Below are 20354 nucleotides of genomic sequence, written 5' to 3' on the forward strand. Positions count from 1 at the left end.
GGACTCGACTGCTGCGTGTTTATCCCTGCTGACCTGGAAGCGGGTAAAGTGATGGGCACTCTGATTTACAACCCCACATTAATGGCAGTCAAAGGCAACTACGACCAAGTCAACCGCCTCTGTTGTGAAGTAGCTAACAGCCACGGTTGGGGATTTGTGAACATTAACCTACGTCCCTACTATTCAGAAGGTTCTAAAACTCTGGGCTTTGAAGTGGCTGAACAACTAGGTTGGCAACTACCGGACCATGTTGTTGCTCCCTTGGCATCAGGTTCCCTATACACCAAAATCTACAAAGGCTTCCAAGAATTCGTCAAAGTCGGTCTAGTGGATGATAAATCAGTGCGCTTCAGTGGTGCTCAAGCAGAAGGTTGCTCCCCAATCGCTCAAGCTTTCAAAGAAGGACGGGACTTTATTACTCCAGTCAAGCCCAACACCATTGCTAAATCCATTGCGATTGGAAACCCAGCCGACGGCATCTATGCTCTAGAAATAGCTCATAAAACTAACGGAAACATTGAATCCGTCACTGATGCAGAAGTTATCGAAGGGATGAAGTTGCTGGCAGAAACTGAAGGAATTTTCACCGAAACCGCAGGAGGTACTACAATTGCTGTACTCAAGAAGCTGGTAGAAGCTGGTAAAATTGACCCCGATGAAACTACAGTAGCCTACATCACTGGTAATGGCTTGAAGACCCAAGAAGCAGTTCAAGGCTATGTGGGTGAACCTTTGGTAATTGAACCAAAACTAGACAATTTTGAGCAAGCATTAGAGCGGGCTAACACCCTAGACCGTCTGGAATGGCAACAAGTTTTAGTTTAAGCAGTCAGCAGTCAGCAGTCAGCAGTCAGCAGTCAGCGGTCAGTGGTCAGCCTATTTTACTCAAAAGCACCGATCTAGTAGCGTGGTGGCACAGGCTTCTAGCCTGTGATAACCCATAAGCTGATAACTGATAGCTGATAGCTGAATGCTGATAGCTGAATGCTGATAACTGATAGCTGAATGCTGATAACTGATACGCGACACGCTGATAGCTGATGGTTTACCATTAAACCTTGAAAATTGAGAATTCAAAGCAAGATATTGATTATGGCTGTAAAAGTTTTAATTCCTACTCCTCTGCAAAAATATACCCAAGAGCAAGCAACAGTAGAATGTCAGGGAACGAATGTTTCTGAACTGATCGAATCTCTGGAAAGTAATTGTCCTGGAATTAAACAACGGCTGTGCGATGAGCAGGGTAAACCCCGTCGATTCTTGAATCTCTACGTGAACGGGGAAGATATCCGGTTGTTGGAAAATACAGAAACAAAACTCAACGATGGGGATGAAGTGAGTATTGTCACAGCTGTTGCTGGTGGTTAGACAGATACTCAGCAGTCAGCAGTCAGCGATCAGTAGTTGACCATTCGCCTTGGCCTTTTGGTTACGCTACGGGAATGGCTGATAGCTGACTGCTTACAAGATAGAGCAATTCTCAGCAACCTTTGAGCAATATTGCTTATCCTTTTAAGGCAATAGGCATGCTAGCAATAGGCAATAGCGATGCAGTCGCTCATGGGAGTAACCCCCTTAGGTTTGCGCTGCATCCCGATTCCCGATTCCCGATTCCCGACTCCCGACTCCCGACTCCCGACTCGTGATCGGGTAACCTGAGCTGGCAGATAAGTTAGTGATTATTTTGCGATCGCTAGGTCAGTCTGTGTACCCAGAACAGTTCAGTTTTGGAACTGGCACAACGGCAGTATGCCATAGTTGCTGAATTTCAGTATATTATAATTAGACTATTCAATCGTATATTAAAAACTTTAGCCTCTCTTGTAACTTAGTGACTAAAACTTAGTGACTAAAACTTGGTGACTAAAACTTAGTGACTAAAACTTAGTGACTGGAACTTGGTGACTAAGTTTGCGGCATCAGCCGACATTAGGAATATCTTTTTAGTATATCAGATCAGAAACTAAAACTAGAAAATAATTTTTTTTCGTTATTATCATCAGTAGGATTGGTAGTCACACCTAAGTAGTATCAGTAGCTCATAGCCATGGGCAATCCTAGAGTTGGCCAACAAAAACATCAATAATTATAAAAAACTAAATAAATTAAGTAATTAAGTAATTTGCCGCCTTATATCCATGAGACAATCCCTGACAAACTTCCCCCGACTCAAACGTGTTCTCTTCACTGGAGCGATCGCAACCACAGCAGTTTGGTCTTGGGCGACACCGATTAATGGTAGCTCTGTGGTTGTAGCATTTCAGGATAGCCCTAAAACGATTGTTGATGAAGTTTGGCAAACTGTCAATCGGGAATATGTCGATAACACCTTTAACCAAGTTGACTGGCAAGCGACTAGACATGAACTCCTGAGCAGAAACTACGCTTCAAAAGAAGAAGCCTACAAAGCGATTAGGAAAGCCCTAGAAACCTTAGAAGACCCCTACACCCGCTTTTTAGTGCCAGAACAGTTCCAAGCCTTGACAAACCAAACCGTTGGTGAACTGTCTGGTGTGGGTATTCGCATGGAAATAGAAAAGCAGACGGAGACCCCGTTAATCATTGAACCGATTGAAAATTCCCCAGCGTTTAAGGCAGGTATTAAAGCTGGGGATAGGATTTTAGCGGTAGATAGCAAATCGACGAAAGGGTTAAGTCTCGAAGATGCCTCCGAACTAATCCGGGGTAAAGTGGGGTCATCAGTGACTCTGCGGATTGCCCGACCAGGACAGGGCATCTTTGAAATAGAACTAACTCGAGCTCAGATAGAAATCCCCTCTGTTCGTTACAGCGTCAAGCAGGAAGGGAATCTGCGAGTGGGTTATATCAGTTTAAATGAATTTAGTTCCCATGCAGCTGAACAAATGCAACGGGCAATTAGGAACCTCAATCAGCAGAAGGTGAATGCTTATGTCCTAGATCTGCGGGGGAATCCAGGCGGATTGCTTTTTTCCAGTATTGAAATTGCCCGGATGTGGATGCAAGAGGGGGAAATTGTTAGCACTATAGACCGGATCGGTGGCAAACAGGCATACACGGCTAATCGAACGGCCTTGACCAATCTGCCCTTAGCAATTCTAGTGGATGGTAACTCCGCTAGTGCTAGTGAGATTCTAACTGGTGCTCTGAAAGATAACAAACGCGCTACTGTTATCGGTTCTCGCACCTTTGGTAAAGCCGCTGTCCAGTCTGTCCATGCCTTATCCGATGGTTCGGGTTTAACGGTGACCGTCTCTCGTTACTACCTACCCAGTGGTGAAGATATTAGTTTGAAAGGAATTGTGCCCGATATTCGCCAAGAGTTGACCCTTGAGCAACGGCAACTGCTATCTAGTCAACCGGGATGGCGTGGCACTAGTAAGGATCCTCAATACGGAAGAGCGATCGCAGTTTTAAAATCCACTACTGCCTCTGGGCCTGGAACCCTCAGTCAACCTATAAACTCAGGTAGGGTTTGGTAAGCTGCGCTGGGAATCGGGAATCGGGAATCGGGAATCGGGAATCGGGAATCGGGAATCGGAAGGAGATGTAGGGTGGGCAGTGCCACAGAAAGATTAATTTGCTTGGGTACACCTAGGTATGCACTGCCCACCAACGGATGAATCACAATAGAACAGATGTAGGGTGGGCAGTGCCACAGAAAGATTAATTTGCTTGGGTACACCTAGGTATGCACTGCCCAGCAACGGATGAATCACAATAGAACAGATGTAGGGTGGGCAGTGAAGATGTAGGGTGGGCAGTGCCACAGAAAGATTAATTTGCTTGGGTACACCTAGGTATGCACTGCCCACCAACGGATGAATCACAATAGAACAGATGTAGGGTGGGCAGTGCCACAGAAAGATTAATTTGTTTGGGTACACCCAGGTATGCACTGCCCACCAAGGATCAATCACGAATCCTGGGCAAATCGTGAAATGGGAAAATCGGGAAATAGCGCAGATTTTTATTAACGCTAATCTTCGGATAATAACCTTAAACCTTCTAACCTTAAACCTTCTAACCTTAAACCTTCTAACCTTAAACCTTGGCCAATAGGCCACGCTACGCGAACAACCTTCAACCTTTTAACCTTAAACCTGATAACCTTCTAACCTTAGGGTGCATCTCCTAAAAGCTGTTTGACACGGTGGTGCGTTACGGGGCGGGCTATCCAAAGCCTGGCTACGAGGCGGAAAATGAGGCCCCCCCTAACGCACCCTACGCAACTAACCTTCTAACCTTCAACCTTCTAACCTTCAACTTTCTAACCTTAAACCTTCTAACCTTCTAACTTTCTAACCTTCTAACCTTAAACCTTCTAACCTTCAACCTTTTAACCTTCTAACCTTGGCCTTTGGCCACGCTACGCGAACAACCTCAAAAAAAAATAGCCGCAGAAATACCTTCCACGGCTAGGAATTTTTAGCTATGCCTCAACTTTCGAAACCAATCCAGAAATGATCCCATAGGATTGACCAAAGGTCACGCTACGCGAACAAACCTGATACTTTGGCCAGGGGGGTTCCCCCCCCTATAACTTAATAGTTTAACCCAAATTTAAATACTTGGTCATCATCGTGATGAATTCGCCAGGAATTCCAGTCGGCTGAAGGGGGCTCCACTCCGATATTTCGGCGTAACCCCGTGCATAAAGGGTATGCATAGTGTTGTTTATTGCCCGGCGGGACCCCTTCAGAATGTGCTTAATGGGGTATTTTTTTTGGGAACGTTCCTGAGGAGTATTACTAGGAGTGATATCCTCAGGATTGTTTTGTGGATCTGGGCGAAAGTTGTCAGACATAGTTCAAAATTACTTTTGAATTTAACATTTATAATCATAACGATTATAAATGTATTTGTCAAGGGTTTTTAGATTTTTTTTTGGAGGGGTAATGGAAGAAAATTAATAATTAAGAATGTAGAATTTAGAATTAAGAATGTAGAATTAATAATTTAGTGCGTAGGGTGCGTTAGGGGCGGGCTCGCCCTAATTTTATACTTCGTAGCCAGTATTGGGATAGCCCGCCCCGTAACGCACCACCAAGTATAAGTTAGAAGTTAGAAGTTAGAAGTTAGAAGTTAGAATCGCAAACAGGGCACATAGTAAAAATGTTAGCGTTTGTTTTTTTTTGATTTAATTTACTGATAGCCTTGGAAACAGAAAAAAAAATAAACTATATCCGATAAGTTATTATAGGTATATAAAATAAATTGTGATAACTTTTTCCATTACTACCTAATCCCTGCTCCCTACTCCCTGCTCCCTACTCCCTGGATTTTTTTGTATTAGAATAAATAAAAATAGGATTTTCTGCATCTACTGGTTAAAGCTATAGAGTTAACTGGAGGCTAATTGGTGAGCGATTCGAGTAGATTGATAAAAATCTCAGGGTGGGAGGGCTCAGAAGCCAGTATGGATGTGGTGTTTGTTCACGGACTTGGAGGTGATCCCAGAGGCACGTGGCATCACCAGCATGGAATAAATGATGATAATTTTTGGCCAGTTTGGTTAGGAAAAGAGCAGCTAGGTCTTAACATCTGGTCTTTTGGATATGACGCGAAAGCAACAAAGTGGCAAAGCAATGGCAGTATGCCCCTTTTCGATCAAGCCAGTAATTTATTAGATTGGTTAAACAGCTGCGATCTCGGCAAGCGTCCATTAGTATTTATTACTCATAGTATGGGCGGGCTTTTAGTCAAAAAGATGCTTAGTAGTGCTAATAATTTTGATAACTATAAAGGGATTATTGAGCAGACTAAAGGCATAGTATTTCTGGCTACTCCCCACACTGGTGCTCATCTAGCTAATTTAATTGATAATATTGGTGTTTTCGCACGAACCACCGTAAGTGTCGAGGAACTAAAAGCTCATGACTCTCAGTTACGGGAATTAAATGAGTGGTATAGAGAAAACGTTCGGAGTCTAGAAATTGCCACCAAAGTCTATTATGAAACCCAGCCTGTAAAAGGGATTTTAGTTGTAGACGAAGATAGTGCCAACCCAGGCATTGAAGGAGTGAAGCCGGTTGCCATACCAAAGCACCATATTGACCTATGTAAACCAGGGTAAGCGCAAGAAAAAATTGCCCATAATGTGCATTGGCTGGATATCGGTTGATCGTGGCTCGAAACCCCTATAATCTCGTAGAACTTGATTCTCAATAGAGTTTAATAGTTGATAATGAACCCAGTTTTTTCTCAATAAGCTACAGCTTATTGATTCTTGCGCTTACCCTGCTATGTAAACCAGATTCTCAAAACAGTTTGGTCTATCTTGGTGTCAAGAAATTTATTGAGGAATGCCTCAAAAAAAAACAAATAACCTTAAATTCCCCGACTAACATTAGTATCAATAGTGGCACTCCCTACTTTGTCGGTAGAGACACTCAACTTGAGCAGCTCCATGAGGAACTTCAAAAGACCGATAGATTAGCCATTTGCGCCATTGCCGGAATGGGCGGTATTGGCAAAACCGAGTTAGCTTTACAATATGCTCTGAGATATCAGGATAACTACCCTGGTGGTAGGTGCTGGTTTCCAGTGCGCGGGCTAGATCTGGGGATTCAAGTTGTTAGTTTTGGGCGTACGGAATTAGGATTAACCATTCCAGATGAACTAGATTTCAACGAGCAGGTAAGATACTGCTGGAGAAATTGGCCAGAGGGAACAGCATTGATCGTGCTGGATGATGTGGCTTCTTTCAGCAATGACTACAAACAAAGAATTAAACCCTATTTACCTCCAGCTGAATCCCGCTTCAAAGTACTGGTCACCAGTCGTCAGCGTCCAGGGGCTTCTTACCGACGAATTGACTTGGATGTACTATCCCCAGAGGCAGCATTAGAATTATTGCGTTCGCGTAGCGTGGCCTACGGCCAATCGCTTGTTGGAAAAGAGCGCATTGATAAAGAACTAACCGAAGCAGAAGCCTTATGTGAATGGTTGGGTTATTTGCCTTTGGGTTTAGAGTTAGTGGGACGATATTTAGATCTACATCCGACCTTAACTATTGCTAAAGTTCAGAAACGTTTAGAGAAAAAGAAATTAGCAGCTAAGGCATTACTTGACCCCACAGAAGAAGGGGAAATGACAGCCCAGTTGGGAGTAGCAGCAGCCTTTGAGTTATCCTGGGAAGATTTGAAAGATTGTCCAGAAGTCCAGCAGTTGGGATGTCGTCTGAGTCTGTTTGCTCCTGCTCCTTTTGAGTGGTCCCTGGTAGAGAAGTGTGTTATCGAAACTGAAGATGACCGGGAAGAAGAACAAGAAGAGTTGGAGGAATTACGCGATCGCGTAGCGTGGCCTACGGCCAATCGCAGTTTACTGAAACTGAACCTGTTGCAACTGACTGAACAGCAAACCTATCAACTCCATCCACTAATTCGAGAATTTTTCCTGACCAAGCTGGCTCAATTACCAGAGGCCGATAGCTACAAGCAAAGCTTTTGTAAGACAATGGTGGCTGTTGCCAAAACAATTCCCCAGACACCAACTCGCGATCAGATTGCAGTAGTTACCCCCGCCATCCCTCATTTAGACGAAGTTGCCACAGTCCTAACTGACTGGCTCAGGGATGAAGATTTAATATTGCCTTTTGTTGGCTTAGGAATATTCTATCAAGGTCGAGGTACCTATGACCAGGCTGAACCTTGGTATGAGAAATGTTTAGACATCACCAAAAGCCGCATGGGAGAAGACCATCCCGATGTAGCAACTAGTCGAGGCTACCTGGCATTACTCTACCAAGTTCAGGGGCGTTACCATGAAGCGGAACCCCTGTTTGTCCAGGCTTTGGACATGACAAAGCAGCTGCTGGGTGAGAAGCATCCCCATGTAGCCAGTAGTCTTAACAACCTGGCATTACTCTACCAAGTTCAGGGGCGTTACCATGAAGCGGAACCCCTGTTTGTCCAGGCTTTGGACATGACAAAGCAGCTGCTGGGTGAGAAGCATCCCCATGTAGCCAGTAGTCTTAACAACCTGGCATTACTCTACCAAGTTCAGGGGCGTTACCATGAAGCAGAACCCCTGTTTGTCCAGGCTTTGGACATGACAAAGCAGCTGCTGGGTCATGACCATCCCGATGTCGTCAGTAGTCTCAACAACCTGGCAGATCTCTACAAAGCTCAGGGGCGTTACCATGAAGCAGAACCCCTGTTTGTCCAGGCTTTGGACATGACAAAGCAGCTGCTGGGTCATGACCATCCCCATGTAGCCAGTATTCTCAACAATCTGGCAGATCTCTACAAAGCTCAGGGGCGTTACCATGAAGCAGAACCCCTGTTTGTCCAGGCTTTGGACATGACAAAGCAGCTGCTGGGTCATGACCATCCCCATGTAGCCAGTATTCTCAACAATCTGGCAGATCTCTACCAAGCTCAGGGGCGTTACCATGAAGCAGAACCCCTGTATGTCCAGGCTTTGGACATGAGAAAGCAGCTGCTGGGTCAAGAACATCCCGATGTAGCCAGTAGTCTCAACAACCTGGCATTACTCTACCAAGTTCAGGGGCGTTACGATGAAGCGGAACCCCTGTATGTCCAGGCTTTGGACATGAGAAAGCAGCTGCTGGGTCAAGAACATCCCGATGTAGCCAGTAGTCTCAACAACCTGGGATTACTCTACTATGCTCAGGGGCGTTACCATGAAGCGGAACCCCTGTATGTCCAGGCTTTGGATATTGCAGAACGGAAGTTAGGATCAAATCATCCTAATACTGTTACCTACCGTAATAATCTAGAAAGATTGCGGGATGATTTGTCACAGCGATCAGTATATAGAATGTAGAATTAAGAATTAAGAATTAAGAATTAAGAATTAAGAATGAACAAGGTACAATGCAAAATTTCTAAGATAGAAGGTAAAACATCTAAGATAGAAGGTATATCAGTATAAGTAAAGCTTAACACATAATATTTCTGCTCCCTTTCAAGGAAAATACTTTGTCTTAAACTATACTTCAGTTGCTATAAACTCTTCATTCTAAATTCTTCATTTAATTCAAGCTTATTTTCGGGAGGATATGATGCAAGAGTCAGTAGTTTATCAACGAATTATTCGCCAAGGATTAGAACAAGGAAAGCGCAATGAGGTTAAGTTAATTATCCGTCTACTAAACCGTCGATTAGGTCAGATAAATCCCCAATTACAAAATCAAATTGAGGAATTATCCTTTGACCAGTTGGAGGATTTAGGAGAAGCGTTGTTAGATTTTGAAACTGAGGTGGATTTGACCAATTGGTTGCACCAGTTTAGGGATAAGTAAAATTCCGTTAGGGGTGGCACTCAAAAGCAATGCCATGGGGAGCTGCTAGAGTGTGTAATGCAAAATTTAGAATGTAGAATTTAGAATGTAGAATTTAGAATTGGGAATTGGGAATTGGGAATTCAAAATAATTTAGAATGGGCAAAGGTATAATTTTTAATTCTTAATTCTTCATTCTTCATTCTTCATTCTTCATTCTTAATTCTTCATTCTTCATTCTTCATTCTAAATTCTACATTCTTCTGACCCCAATTAAGTAGACTTCAACAGCCATAGACTAAGTAAGCCCAGTCTGAAGATTTCTTTCCCTAATGGTGCTTGATCTGAACAGATGTCATGCCTGTAGTCAGCTTGAATCTGTTCCTGAGTCAAAGCCCGACTGTAAATTCGTACACCAGCCAAAAGTCCGGAGTACTGATAGTCAAGATTGCCTTGAATATCACGGAATTGCCCCAGCCGTAGGGGTCTACCAGGGGAAGGCGCTATCGGGTTGTCAGTCTGATTGGGAATCCGACGGATGTTGCCGTTAAAGTCTTGAACTTCTTCGATGTGGCTTTGGATGCCATTGATGTAGGTCTGCATGATAAACCTACCGGGAGCAACTTCACCAAAGGTTGCAGCCATATGGGTCCATTGACCACCATGGACGATATCCTCACTGACTACACCACCACTGCCGCTAGTTTCGTCTGCTTCCTTCGGTAATCCTTGGGTGACATTGTTAGGGATGATAGTCAGAATCAGATTGCGATCGGTTTGTAGAGTACTCAGAAAAAGATACCAGGAAAATGCTTTGCATATGGGCTGTGGGCAGGCTCCAAAACCAACTTCTCCATCAGGGTAAGTACCCTGGGGAGGATCGGTAAAGGCTGGGTTTGCTTTGATGTAATCAACCTTAACCCAAGTTTCCACGGTCAGGTTAGCCAGATCTGGGAAATTGGGAACCTCAACGTATTGTGCAAAGGACATTTGCGGTGATTCGCCGCTATCTGATAAGCGTCTGAGAACGTTATAGTTCAGGGATGCTGAACCAACAAACCCTGGCGGGACATCCGCTGAGGGAGCCAGAGGATGGGCATCGGGATCGTGCTGGATCATACCGTCAAAGGTTCCAGGATTAGCTGTGTTCCTGATCACTCCGTTTTCAGTTGGAGTTTCAAATAAATACTCAGCTACCAAATCTGTGGGATCGGGGGTAAACATTTCTGTTTTTCTTCTGCTTAGACTTTGGAGAAAATTTGATGTTTTCCCTTTTGTTTCTACTCAAAACAATGGGCTAACAAATCTATTGTCTCGGCTCCCTTAGATAGTGACAGTACCCTTTGAGGGTACTATTTTGTCAAAAGTCCAATATTAGTAGCAGAATTAGCGATTGTTTCTAAAAAAACCTGAGACTATAGTGCAGGCAAGATTTCCCCACTGCAATAATTTTCGGAATTATAGTGGATTGCTATAGTATTCGTTGATGCTTTTGATGCTTTACCGTAGCAGCTCTTTGGTTAGCATCGCGTTTTTAATCCTAATAACGCCAGTAAGGACGACCTTTCCAAAATACCCCTAGGATTACTCCAATCAAAGAATTCATGGAAAACCCAACTAGCCCAGGAGGGATTGGAAGTTGGGACTTGAGCAATAGACCGACGATAAGGCACAACACTAAAGCCCAGAGACTAGAGGTATTCAGGAGTAGCTGGGACTGCCAACGTTCACAAATATAAACTCCTAACACCCCAACTCCTATAGTCGCAGCGAAAAACCAGATTATTACTAGGGGTCGAGAAAATAGTAGCACCGAGACGGGACGGAAAATTTCTGATTGAGTCAAGACCCATATCAACAGGTTCTCTAGAGCAACTACCAGCACAGTGGTGAAGGCAGCTACTTTCGACAGAGCTAGCCAAGGCTGTTGCTTAAAATTATGCCAAGGGTTATTCATGTTATGCTTCCTTTGACTTGGTTGAGGATTTTAAAAAAAGCGATGCAGCGCGGTCTTGGGGGTTTCCCCCATGAGCGACTGCATCAAGAAGTGTAGCGAGCTGGAAAACCTTGTCTGGGATTGTCTGATCATGAACTTGCCAATCGTCTATCACCAGGACTATGTCGCACCTCTGCCAGACGGGCATCGCTTTCCCATGCCTAAATTTGGGAAACTCTACCAACTACTGCTACAAGAAGACATTGCCACTCCTAAACAATTCCACACTCCAGACCTTCCCCCACTAGAGTGGCTCCACCTGGTTCACACCCCCGCCTATGTTCAAGCTTACTATGAAGGTACTCTTGACCCGAAAGCTGTGCGACGCATTGGCTTACCTTGGAGTCCAGCATTAGTAAAGCGTACCTGTACTGCCGTAGGTGGCACCATTCTTACGGCTAAACTCGCCCTAAGCCAAGGGTTAGCCTGCAATACTGATGGTGGTACCCATCATGCTTTTCCCAATTATGGTTCAGGGTTTTGTATCTTTAATGATTTAGCGATCGCATCCCGTGTTCTCCAACAACTGGGACTAGTTCAGAAAATTTTAATTGTTGACCTAGATGTCCACCAAGGAGACGGTACCGCCTTTATCTTCCAAAACGAGCACAGTGTCTTCACCTTTTCCATGCACTGTGAAGTCAATTTCCCTAGCAAGAAACAAAAAAGCGACTTAGACATTCCCCTACCAGAGGGGATGGATGATGATGCCTATCTACAAACCCTAGCCAAGTATCTTCCGGACTTACTCTCAGGATTCAAACCCAATTTAGTGCTCTACGATGCTGGAGTTGACCCCCATGTAGAAGACCACTTGGGGAAATTAGCCCTGACCGACACAGGAATCTACCGTCGGGATATGCAAGTGTTGAGTACCTGTGTAGCAGCTGGCATCCCAGTGGCTAGTGTGATTGGTGGTGGCTACGGTAATGATTTCGATGCCCTGATCTATCGCCACTCTTTACTCCACCGTGCTGCTCTTCAGGTCTATCGCCAGTGTAAGCTTTGATGGCAAACTAAAGAAGGAGGAATTATTTGGTCGTTATTGATAGGATTGATAGCTAGATAAGGTAGATACATTCCCTAGAGCTACGACCAACGCTACACCCCACTCCCAATTTACCATTCCCCATTAGAAAAAACTGTGCTGCTATCCAAAGGCTTTGAAGTAGAAATGTATACCGGCACTCCCAAAGGGGATATTGTCGGTTTTTCCGATCAGATTGTTGCATCCCTCGACGGATTTGTCCGAGAGCCAGATCAGCGCAATGTAGAATACACCACTGCTCCTTTATGTTGCTATGACCGTCTCTTATGTGCTTTAGTGCGTCCCCGACAACAGCTGCGACAGTATTTAAAAAGCTTGGGTAACTATACACTAATTCCCGGCAGTACCCTGTCCTTAGGTAAAAGCGATCGCTTTTACCGTTCTGACCCCAATAATCCTTACCATTCCTACATTGAGACCACCTACGGCACTAAGGTTGTTACTGCCAGCATCCATATCAATGTGGGCATCTCTGACCCAGAAATCCTGATGCGAGCTTGTCGTCTGGTGCGAATGGAAGCTCCACTATACCTAGCCCTGAGTGCATCTTCCCCCTTTCTGGACGGTAAAACCACTGGCTATCACTCCACCCGCTGGGGAATGTTTCCCAAAACTCCCTCTGATGTTCCTTTATTTGAAAGCCATCGTCACTTTATCCAGTGGAATGAAGAGCAACTCGTTGCTGGTACCATGTTTAATGTCCGTCATCTGTGGACCTCTGTGCGCCCCAATGGCAACCGACGGCCCTATGATCTCAACCGCCTAGAGCTGAGAATCTGTGATTTAATGGTCGATCCCATTGCCCTGTTAGCGGTTATGGCACTATTGGAAGCACGCCTGATACAACTGATTCATGATCCCAGTCTTGACCCCCTGGAGATAAGTAAAATACCTGCCAACAACCGTTCAGCTGACTTGATTGGCCTCACCGATGCCAATGAAATCGCTGCGGCTGAATCCAGTTTGGATGCGCAACTGAGGCATTGGGAGGATGGCAGACTAATTCTGGCCAGAGATTGGATTGAGGAACTTTATCAAGAGGTGTGGCCGGTAGCGAAAAAACACGGTTTTAGTTGCTTCCTCTCACCGATTAAGAAAATTCTACGGGAAGGAAACACCGCTGGCCAGTGGTTACAACTTCATTCAGTGGGTGTTGATCCTCGCCAAGTGATGATTCAAGCCATTCAATCCATGGCTGAGCAAGAGTCGCAACTAGAAGATCAATTGTGTCAGTCCCTGGTAGCCTAACTGACTAACAGCTTTGTTATTCAACTACAATTAAATAGCTAAAGTTGTCATCGCAATTTTAGGTTAGGGGGAATCCGGATTCCCCCTAACCTCGCGATGGCATTTTTTATGAATTTTTTTTAATTTTTTAGAGTTTTTGTAAAGACAACCGCCTCAATTGAATAATTTTTTTGCCAAGTGAAATGCTGTGAAATATAAGAATATCTAATATATGCTTCAACGAAAACTAATATAAGAAAAACATATATGATCTATATCACTAGGTAGAGGTTATCTGAAATACAGACAAAAATATTGACCTTAGGTATGCCTATAGTACTATGACCTAAGATATATATCCAATGCTCCTCGAACCTGAATCCCTTGAACTCATTCAAATAAATCTTTTAGGTGCCCTTGACACCCGTTCGCCCACACCCGTTCGCCCACACCCCACACCCAGTATAGCTTTAAAGCTACTTGTTACCACTTCAAATACCAATAGGCGATCGCCCATTTGTTTTCTAATCAGGGGTTTTAGACCCAGATTTGGTATGAATATAGATTAGGGTCAGACGTGTTATATCATGTCAGGATAATTACCCTTAATAAAAATCTCCCTATCTCCCGTTTATCCCTATCTCCCCATCTCCCCACACCGACCTTTCTCCCCACCCTCCCCACCCTCTCTTTAATTATGGGTATTAAACCAGACTTGATATTAAGGGTTTCATGGTAAAAGTTGTCTTAATCAACCCGCAAATTCCACCGAATACCGGCAATATTGCCCGAACTTGCGCCGCCACCACTACTCAATTGCACTTAGTGGGTCCGTTGGGTTTTGAAATTAGCGATCGCTACTTGAAACGAGCAGGACTAGATTATTGGCCCTATGTAGATCTTAAATATCATGATTCCTTTGATGCATTTGTCAGCTATCACCAGAAGCAAGAGGGGCGATGGATTGGCTTTACCAAGAGAGGAACATACAACTATATTAAGTTTCAGTTTCAGCCCAAGGACTGGTTATTGTTTGGCTGCGAAACCACAGGTTTGCCTCCCCATGTGTTAGAGGCTTGTCAGGCTAAAGTCTTTATCCCCATGACCCAGCCAGGAGTGCGCAGCTTAAATCTCTCCGTCAGTGCTGCCCTTGGCTTATTTGAGGCCAGGCGTCAGTTGGGTTACTTGGAATAGGTGTTTTCTGTGTTAATAATTAGGACTTACTAAGTTGACTTGGTTTCGGTATTGTATAATTTGTATAAATTTTTGATATAGATTTCTTTTGTATAGATTTACTTGTATAGATTTTTCTTATAGATTTAGTTGTATCGATTTAGTTGTATCGATTTAGGTTTAAGCCTTAACCGTTTGAGTTTTAATTTGACCTTAAACCTAGATTATATCACTAATAAAATCAGCTGTCAATAGAAATATCGAAAGCGACTTTAGTCGCTGTTTGCCTTCTCCTACTCTTGCCGGACTACGATAGAAAAATTACATGGGGAGCAGCTGATCACCCCACTCAAAAAATACTTATCCCCCTTCAGGGGTTTAAACACTATAGCTAGAGTTCAAATACCTAATTTACCCTCTACTGATGGTGTAAATAGGAAATGTCTGTAGAAATGTGTAATTTTTGTGAAAAACAATCCCTCTGCTGGGAATTCCCTAGGTTATCAATCAATAGACATCTCCAAAAATTAACCTCAAACCCTTGCACTGCCTGGGTCAAAACCGAGTTTCTGGAGATGTCTAATAACTAGATTTTTAGATTTGGTTAAACTGTGTAAAAACGTTTTGTCGCACAAGTCGGTTTTAATCAGGGAAAGACGTCAAAACAAGCATCTTTGGGTAGAATCAAGGACTGTCAGCCTACAGCTGACCGGACGCACCTTGGTTGAATGAGTTAGTGTGTGTAGAATTACTCACCAAAAATTCAGCTATCTAGAAGACTGAAATTACTTAAGACATATAAGAAATTTCTATCATAAACAGTAGGATTACCGAGAAATCACCGATAGATTTTGCTGATATCAAATGGGGAGTGATCAGTATACCAAACCAACTATCAGTAGAGAAAAGGAGGATTTGAAGGATTTTGTGAGCACACCATCAACTAGCAACCCACCAGGATTAAGATCCGGGTTGATACAGGATTATACGGTTGTTGTCTTACCCAAAATTCGCGTAGAGTTCAGCTGTAACCAGTCAGTTGCTTCGAGATTACCATCGCTGTTTTTATGGCGCTCAAACAGAATAATCAGCAAATATGCTCGATTTTATTGGGTTACTGAGGGTGGTTTCCCGGAGAAGGCCTGATTAGCCAGTTACTTTATATGCATATATATGCAGCATATGCAGCAATCCTTAACGGCAGCCGTGGTCAATCCCGACAAGATCTCTGCTATGGGATGTTGTCCACCTAGTTGTCTAAGGATAATTACTTATCAATGGCTTCAAGGTGTATCTAGCTATTGCCGTCAAGGAATAAATTTTTTAGTAGTCATGTGAGCTTGTCTAAATCAAAGAAGCACGGTAATCTTTGCTAAGTCTGCCAAATAGATGTGATTTGGATCACACTTTAGAAGTGAGTCACATCATTGACTGGTAAAAAATAAATCAGGAACTGTTAAGCGCTCGTCAAACACCAGGAGGACGTTTTTGAAAGGAACACTTACTGATAAGGTCAATCATGTTCCGACCTGTGCAGCAGAGTCATCGGATTCGTCATCGAAACTACCTGCAAGTAATCATGCGGTCGGTGCAGTAATTCCCCTTGAGGTGAACCGTAAGGCTCGTACCTCAGCAGCCATGATTGGATTGGCGATTTCCATGGGGGCATCTGGGTTACTATTACCTCAACAGGGTGATGAAGCAATGGCATTCGAGCCAGTTGCTCCTGAGCCAAGTGGGACGAATCTACCAGCAGCCGAATTTAAGGTTACCGCTGTTTCAAGCCCCTCATTGCTAAACCAGGCTAAGGAGGGACAAGGGGGTGTGGCATCAAAGCCAGCCTCACCCCCAGAACTTGCGATTCGGCAAAGCCGTTCGCGTTCGCGCAGCGTCGCCTACGGCGAAAGCGTGGCCTACGGCCTCCGCTACGGGAACGGGAATTTTAACAAGCTCAAAACCGATGACACTCTCCCAGTAGCCAGGAAGTCTACCATTGGTGAGGTTAAGGGTACTGATGTCAAAGCCTCATCTAAGTCTGAGGGTGTAGAGCCAAAACAGTTGCTAGCATCTGCACCAGTATCAAAATCGGGTAACCTGTCAACGGATGCATCACAAGCTGTTTCCGACAAGACCAATAATCTTTTAAAAGCTAGACAAGACCTAGCCCTCAAGCGCCTCCAAAAACATCGAAACCGTCTGAGCAAAAGTCTGGTTCAGTTGAGGTCCGAGGAGTTTAACAAGTCTTATGAACTGGCATCAGCGACCCTTGGTTCTAGCCCACACACTTTACCCCCTGCAGTGCTAAAACCTGAGGGTTCAGTAACACAAACATCGCAGCCCATTGTTACGGTACCTACAGCTCCGGCGACGCTCCCACAGCCAAGGCCGAAAGTTGCTGTATCACCAGCCTTAACCCAATCAACTAGATCTGAGCCACTACCGGTGGTCATTCCAGTACCGACTCCAGAAACAACTGTCATATCGGCAGTCAAACCATCAGTTTTCAAGGTCAGTACTCCAAGAATTGCATCGGCTACAACCAAGGTAACTACAGAGCAACTAAATGTACCACAGCCAGTGGTGGTGGGAACTAGGCTGTCATCTACTGGTAACTCTTTTCACCAGGTCAAAGCTGGTGAAACCCTCGATTCTATTGCCCGTAGTTATGGTTTATCCCGCTCAGAGCTAGTCTTAGCCAATCAGCTAGATAATCCTCACCTAATTGAAATTAATCAACAGCTGAAAATTCCTCAAGTTGGGACATTCGATCAGCAACAGTCGTCAGTAACTTTGCTATCTAGCAACAGCCCGAAATCTGAACCTTGGAAGCCAGCAATAGGGCGACCATTGGATTTAGAAACAACTATCTCTGTTAAGACTTCTACTAGTCGAGATCAAGTCACATCCGTATCTATAGAGGAAAAACCTAAAGTAAAACCGGTAACTGAGACCATTCTGGCTCAATCGACCTCAGACAGTGGTCTGCTAGCTCAAGCTACTTCCTCGATTGAAAATCAGCCTCTAGAGTCTATTAACTCTCAGCGCAACTCCTATGTTGAAAAATTAAGGGCTGATATTCTCAAGATGCGAGAAGAAATCCGGGACAATAAAACCAGCCCAGAGGAAAGCAAACCAATCAACCTAGGAACTCCTACTAACGAGCCAGTTGCTGATCCCTCAGACAAGGAGTCTAAATCTGTCGAGATCACTCCCCAGTGGAATCCTGAGAATAATCAAGCAACCGGTGCGAAAGAGTCGGAATTATTATTACCGCAGCCACCGAAAGCTCCACAGGTTCCTATTGCTATTCCAAGACCTCAGCCACCCCGGAAAACTCGACGCAGTTCTATTGCCATTCCTGTGCCTCCACCTGAGGTATCACAACCCCGAAGAATAGCTGTAGCTCCTGCCCCACCGCAACGATTTAACCCAATGATCCGCATACCGGTAGGAAAACCTGTTTCGCCAGGAGTGCCACCTCTGTCTACACCAGATATGTACTTGCCAGATAGCCCTAACCGCTTTAACGGATATATCTGGCCAAGTAATGGTGTGATTACCTCAGGTTATGGTCGGCGTTGGGGACGGATGCACAAGGGCATTGATATTGCAGCTCCGATTGGGACACCAATTATGGCAGCAGCCCCTGGTGTTGTAGTCAGTGCTGGTTGGAATTCAGGTGGCTACGGTAAATTGGTGGAAATCAAGCATCCTGATGGTAGTCTGACCCTTTATGCCCACAACAGCCGAATTTTTGTGCGTCGTGGACAACAGGTTGGCCAAGGTCAACGAATTGCCGCTATGGGTAGCACAGGTTATAGCACTGGTCCTCACTTACACTTTGAGGTACATCCCAGAGGTCGGGGAGCTGCAAATCCGATCGCCTATTTGCCTAGAAGACGGTAATAGAGTGATTTCAAGGGAAGTATCCCAATCAGGCAAAATTACTAGGTTGAAGGAGGAGACAGAGGAAAAGGGTAAGGTAAGCAACAGGGAAGTTTCCTACTCTTCCTCAACTTCTCTGACAATATTTATGAGAAATCCCAACACTGAAAACTCCGCCACAAAGCGAGCCCAGATCAAAGTGACTAGCGCGCTTTTAGCCTAAAAAAACACAAGAGCAAAAAGTTGACACTTATCTAGCGCTATAGTATAGTTTAAGTATAGGGTACAGGCTGAAAAACTGAACGCGCCCCGCGTGGCCTTTGGCCTTGGCGCAACCGGAAGAGAGATCCGCCACTGCATGACCTAAAAGTAGTAATGCCCAGAGGGCTTGAAGTTACCGTAAGTAGAGGGTCGCCTTTATAGTCGGTAGGTTATGCAGCATAGGGAAAAGGTTTTGTAGTAAGGCGACCCTCTACTAAGGTTTCGTCTCTGGGAAAGTCCTCTTTAAAAACCCAATCGTCAATTAGACGTTGGCGTGTGAACCCAGGAAAATCACAACTTGAGAAAAAATACGGTACGGTGGGGCACACCGAAACCAGGTGAAAAGGAAGGAAACGGACTTTTATCGGCACTTCCTGACAAGTAGCCAAACGCGATCGCGAGAATTGCCCGCTGGGTCTACTGTGAACTAAACTAAATTCTTGGTCTTGACGGGTTTTTGGTTTAGGTACTGCCTACTTTTTGGCGGCGTCAAAGATTAGGACACAGTGGTTTAAGGCAGCTCATTGATCTGGGAATCGCCGTTCTTTCAAGACGGCGAGTGTCAATAAAGAAATTATTGGCATTGATATGTTATAGTAGATAAGGATTGAAGAAAAGGCTCAGTAGCTCAGTGGTTAGAGCAAGGGACTCATAAGCCCGAGGTCGCAGGTTCAAATCCCGCCTGAGCCATAACTAATTAATTAGTCAACTGGATTGATCAAGAGAACCCTGGTAGTGTTCTCGGATTTCATTAATCGAAAACAAAGCTTGAAACATTAGGCCAGCGGACTTATAAAGCTCGGCTCCGCCTTGGAGCCGGTCAACCAGGGCTATTACCAGCTCTACCTGGTAACCGGCTTCCTTAAGGCGATCCACGGCTTTCATGGCTGATTGCCCAGTAGTCACCACATCTTCTAATACCACTACTTTGGCTCCTGTGGGCAAACTAGGACCTTCAATGTATGCCCTGGTTCCATGACCTTTTGGCTGTTTGCGGATAATTAGACCAGGGATAGGGCAGTTTTCTAAGGCAGAAACAATGCTAACCGCACTCACGATGGGATCTGCACCCAGAGTTAAGCCAGCAACAGCTTGAGTATCAGCAGGTAGCATTGAGAATAGCAAACGTCCTATTGCCAATGCTCCTTGAGGATGAAGGGTGACCTGTTTACCATTGATGTAATAAGAGCTACGCTGCCCCGACGAAAGCACAAAATCACCCTCTTGGTAAGCCAGTTTACAAAACAAATCCAGCAGAAAAGGTCGCAGGAGAGGTAAATCCTTTGGGGTAGACAGGGCTTGGAATTGGTTGTTCATGAAACTTACTACTACTAGTGGCGGTTGATTTGGATTATGCGGTATTCTTTCACAGTCAGCCGTCAGCCGTCAGCCGTCAGCTAAAAGCTCACGCTACTTGAGGTGCCGTCAGCTTATTTTATTCAAAAGCTGTTCGGTGTAGCGTGGGCTATGGGCATAAACTGTTCGGTGTACAGTGGCACAGGCTTCGAGGCTGGGACCCATAAGCTGATAGCTGATAG

The 20354-nt window shown here is 44.6% G+C and carries 16 protein-coding genes and 1 tRNA gene; 11 read left to right on the forward strand and 6 right to left on the reverse strand.

Features of this window, described 5'->3' with window-relative positions:
• Positions 1–825 (forward strand): threonine synthase (gene thrC, locus F6K37_RS12105; protein WP_287250395.1); only part of this gene is annotated, 825 nt, incomplete at its 5' end.
• A 60-nt stretch (positions 826–885) separates the two neighbouring features.
• On the opposite strand, the gene F6K37_RS12110 is transcribed toward thrC, so the two are convergent.
• Complete coding sequence (locus F6K37_RS12110; RefSeq protein WP_287250397.1) at positions 886–1077, reverse strand: hypothetical protein; 192 nt, start codon at positions 1075–1077, stop codon at positions 886–888.
• A 15-nt stretch (positions 1078–1092) separates the two neighbouring features.
• Here F6K37_RS12110 and F6K37_RS12115 point away from each other — a divergent pair, with 15 nt between their 5' ends.
• Positions 1093–1368, forward strand: coding sequence for a MoaD/ThiS family protein (locus F6K37_RS12115; RefSeq protein ID WP_008181013.1), 276 nt, complete (start codon positions 1093–1095; stop codon positions 1366–1368).
• Positions 1369–2138: 770 nt separating this feature from the next.
• Positions 2139–3461, forward strand: a complete 1323-nt coding sequence (gene ctpB, locus F6K37_RS12120; RefSeq protein WP_287250398.1) for a carboxyl-terminal processing protease CtpB — start codon at positions 2139–2141, stop codon at positions 3459–3461.
• On the opposite strand, the gene F6K37_RS12125 is transcribed toward ctpB, so the two are convergent.
• Positions 3431–3664 (reverse strand): hypothetical protein, encoded by a 234-nt coding sequence (locus tag F6K37_RS12125; protein ID WP_287250400.1) that lies wholly within the window; start codon positions 3662–3664, stop codon positions 3431–3433. The two genes, ctpB and F6K37_RS12125, sit on opposite strands and share 31 nt — an antisense overlap.
• A gap of 867 nt (positions 3665–4531) precedes the next feature.
• Positions 4532–4786 (reverse strand): hypothetical protein, encoded by a 255-nt coding sequence (locus tag F6K37_RS12130; protein WP_008181007.1) that lies wholly within the window; start codon positions 4784–4786, stop codon positions 4532–4534.
• 555 nt (positions 4787–5341) lie between these two features.
• On the opposite strand from F6K37_RS12130, the gene F6K37_RS12135 reads away from it, so the two are divergent.
• The 3 genes from F6K37_RS12135 (at position 5342) to F6K37_RS12145 (ending at position 9247) form a co-directional block, all read left to right on the forward strand.
• Entirely contained in the window at positions 5342–6055 is a 714-nt protein-coding gene (locus tag F6K37_RS12135) for an esterase/lipase family protein (RefSeq protein WP_229414359.1), read from the forward strand.
• Positions 6056–6201: 146 nt separating this feature from the next.
• Positions 6202–8769: a tetratricopeptide repeat protein gene (locus F6K37_RS12140; protein WP_287250405.1), complete on the forward strand. Its 2568-nt coding sequence runs from the start codon at positions 6202–6204 to the stop codon at positions 8767–8769.
• Between the two features lie 235 nt (positions 8770–9004).
• Positions 9005–9247 (forward strand): DUF4351 domain-containing protein, encoded by a 243-nt coding sequence (locus F6K37_RS12145; protein ID WP_229414357.1) that lies wholly within the window; start codon positions 9005–9007, stop codon positions 9245–9247.
• Positions 9248–9499: 252 nt separating this feature from the next.
• Here F6K37_RS12145 and F6K37_RS12150 read toward each other — a convergent pair whose 3' ends face one another.
• Positions 9500–10450: a LamG-like jellyroll fold domain-containing protein gene (locus F6K37_RS12150; RefSeq protein ID WP_008180999.1), complete on the reverse strand. Its 951-nt coding sequence runs from the start codon at positions 10448–10450 to the stop codon at positions 9500–9502.
• 316 nt (positions 10451–10766) lie between these two features.
• Positions 10767–11183 carry a hypothetical protein gene (locus F6K37_RS12155; protein ID WP_008180997.1) on the reverse strand — a complete coding sequence of 139 codons (417 nt, stop codon included), beginning with the start codon at positions 11181–11183 and terminating at the stop codon, positions 10767–10769.
• 130 nt (positions 11184–11313) lie between these two features.
• On the opposite strand from F6K37_RS12155, the gene F6K37_RS12160 reads away from it, so the two are divergent.
• The 5 genes from F6K37_RS12160 (at position 11314) to F6K37_RS12180 (ending at position 19506) form a co-directional block, all read left to right on the forward strand.
• Positions 11314–12231 carry a histone deacetylase family protein gene (locus F6K37_RS12160; protein WP_287250414.1) on the forward strand — a complete coding sequence of 306 codons (918 nt, stop codon included), beginning with the start codon at positions 11314–11316 and terminating at the stop codon, positions 12229–12231.
• 135 nt (positions 12232–12366) lie between these two features.
• Entirely contained in the window at positions 12367–13518 is a 1152-nt protein-coding gene (gshA, locus tag F6K37_RS12165; RefSeq protein ID WP_008180992.1) for a glutamate--cysteine ligase, read from the forward strand.
• Between the two features lie 711 nt (positions 13519–14229).
• A complete protein-coding gene (gene trmL, locus F6K37_RS12170; protein ID WP_008180990.1) occupies positions 14230–14691 on the forward strand; it encodes a tRNA (uridine(34)/cytosine(34)/5-carboxymethylaminomethyluridine(34)-2'-O)-methyltransferase TrmL in 462 nt (153 codons plus the stop codon).
• Positions 14692–16158: 1467 nt separating this feature from the next.
• Positions 16159–18576, forward strand: coding sequence for a peptidoglycan DD-metalloendopeptidase family protein (locus tag F6K37_RS12175; RefSeq protein WP_287250411.1), 2418 nt, complete (start codon positions 16159–16161; stop codon positions 18574–18576).
• Between the two features lie 857 nt (positions 18577–19433).
• A tRNA-Met gene (locus F6K37_RS12180) sits at positions 19434–19506 on the forward strand.
• 15 nt (positions 19507–19521) lie between these two features.
• On the opposite strand, the gene pyrE is transcribed toward F6K37_RS12180, so the two are convergent.
• A complete protein-coding gene (gene pyrE / locus F6K37_RS12185) occupies positions 19522–20133 on the reverse strand; it encodes an orotate phosphoribosyltransferase (protein WP_008180983.1) in 612 nt (203 codons plus the stop codon).
• Between the last annotated feature and the right edge of the window lie 221 nt (positions 20134–20354).

This window comes from Moorena sp. SIO4E2, assembly GCF_010671945.1.
In the GTDB taxonomy this organism is placed as follows: domain Bacteria; phylum Cyanobacteriota; class Cyanobacteriia; order Cyanobacteriales; family Coleofasciculaceae; genus Moorena; species Moorena producens.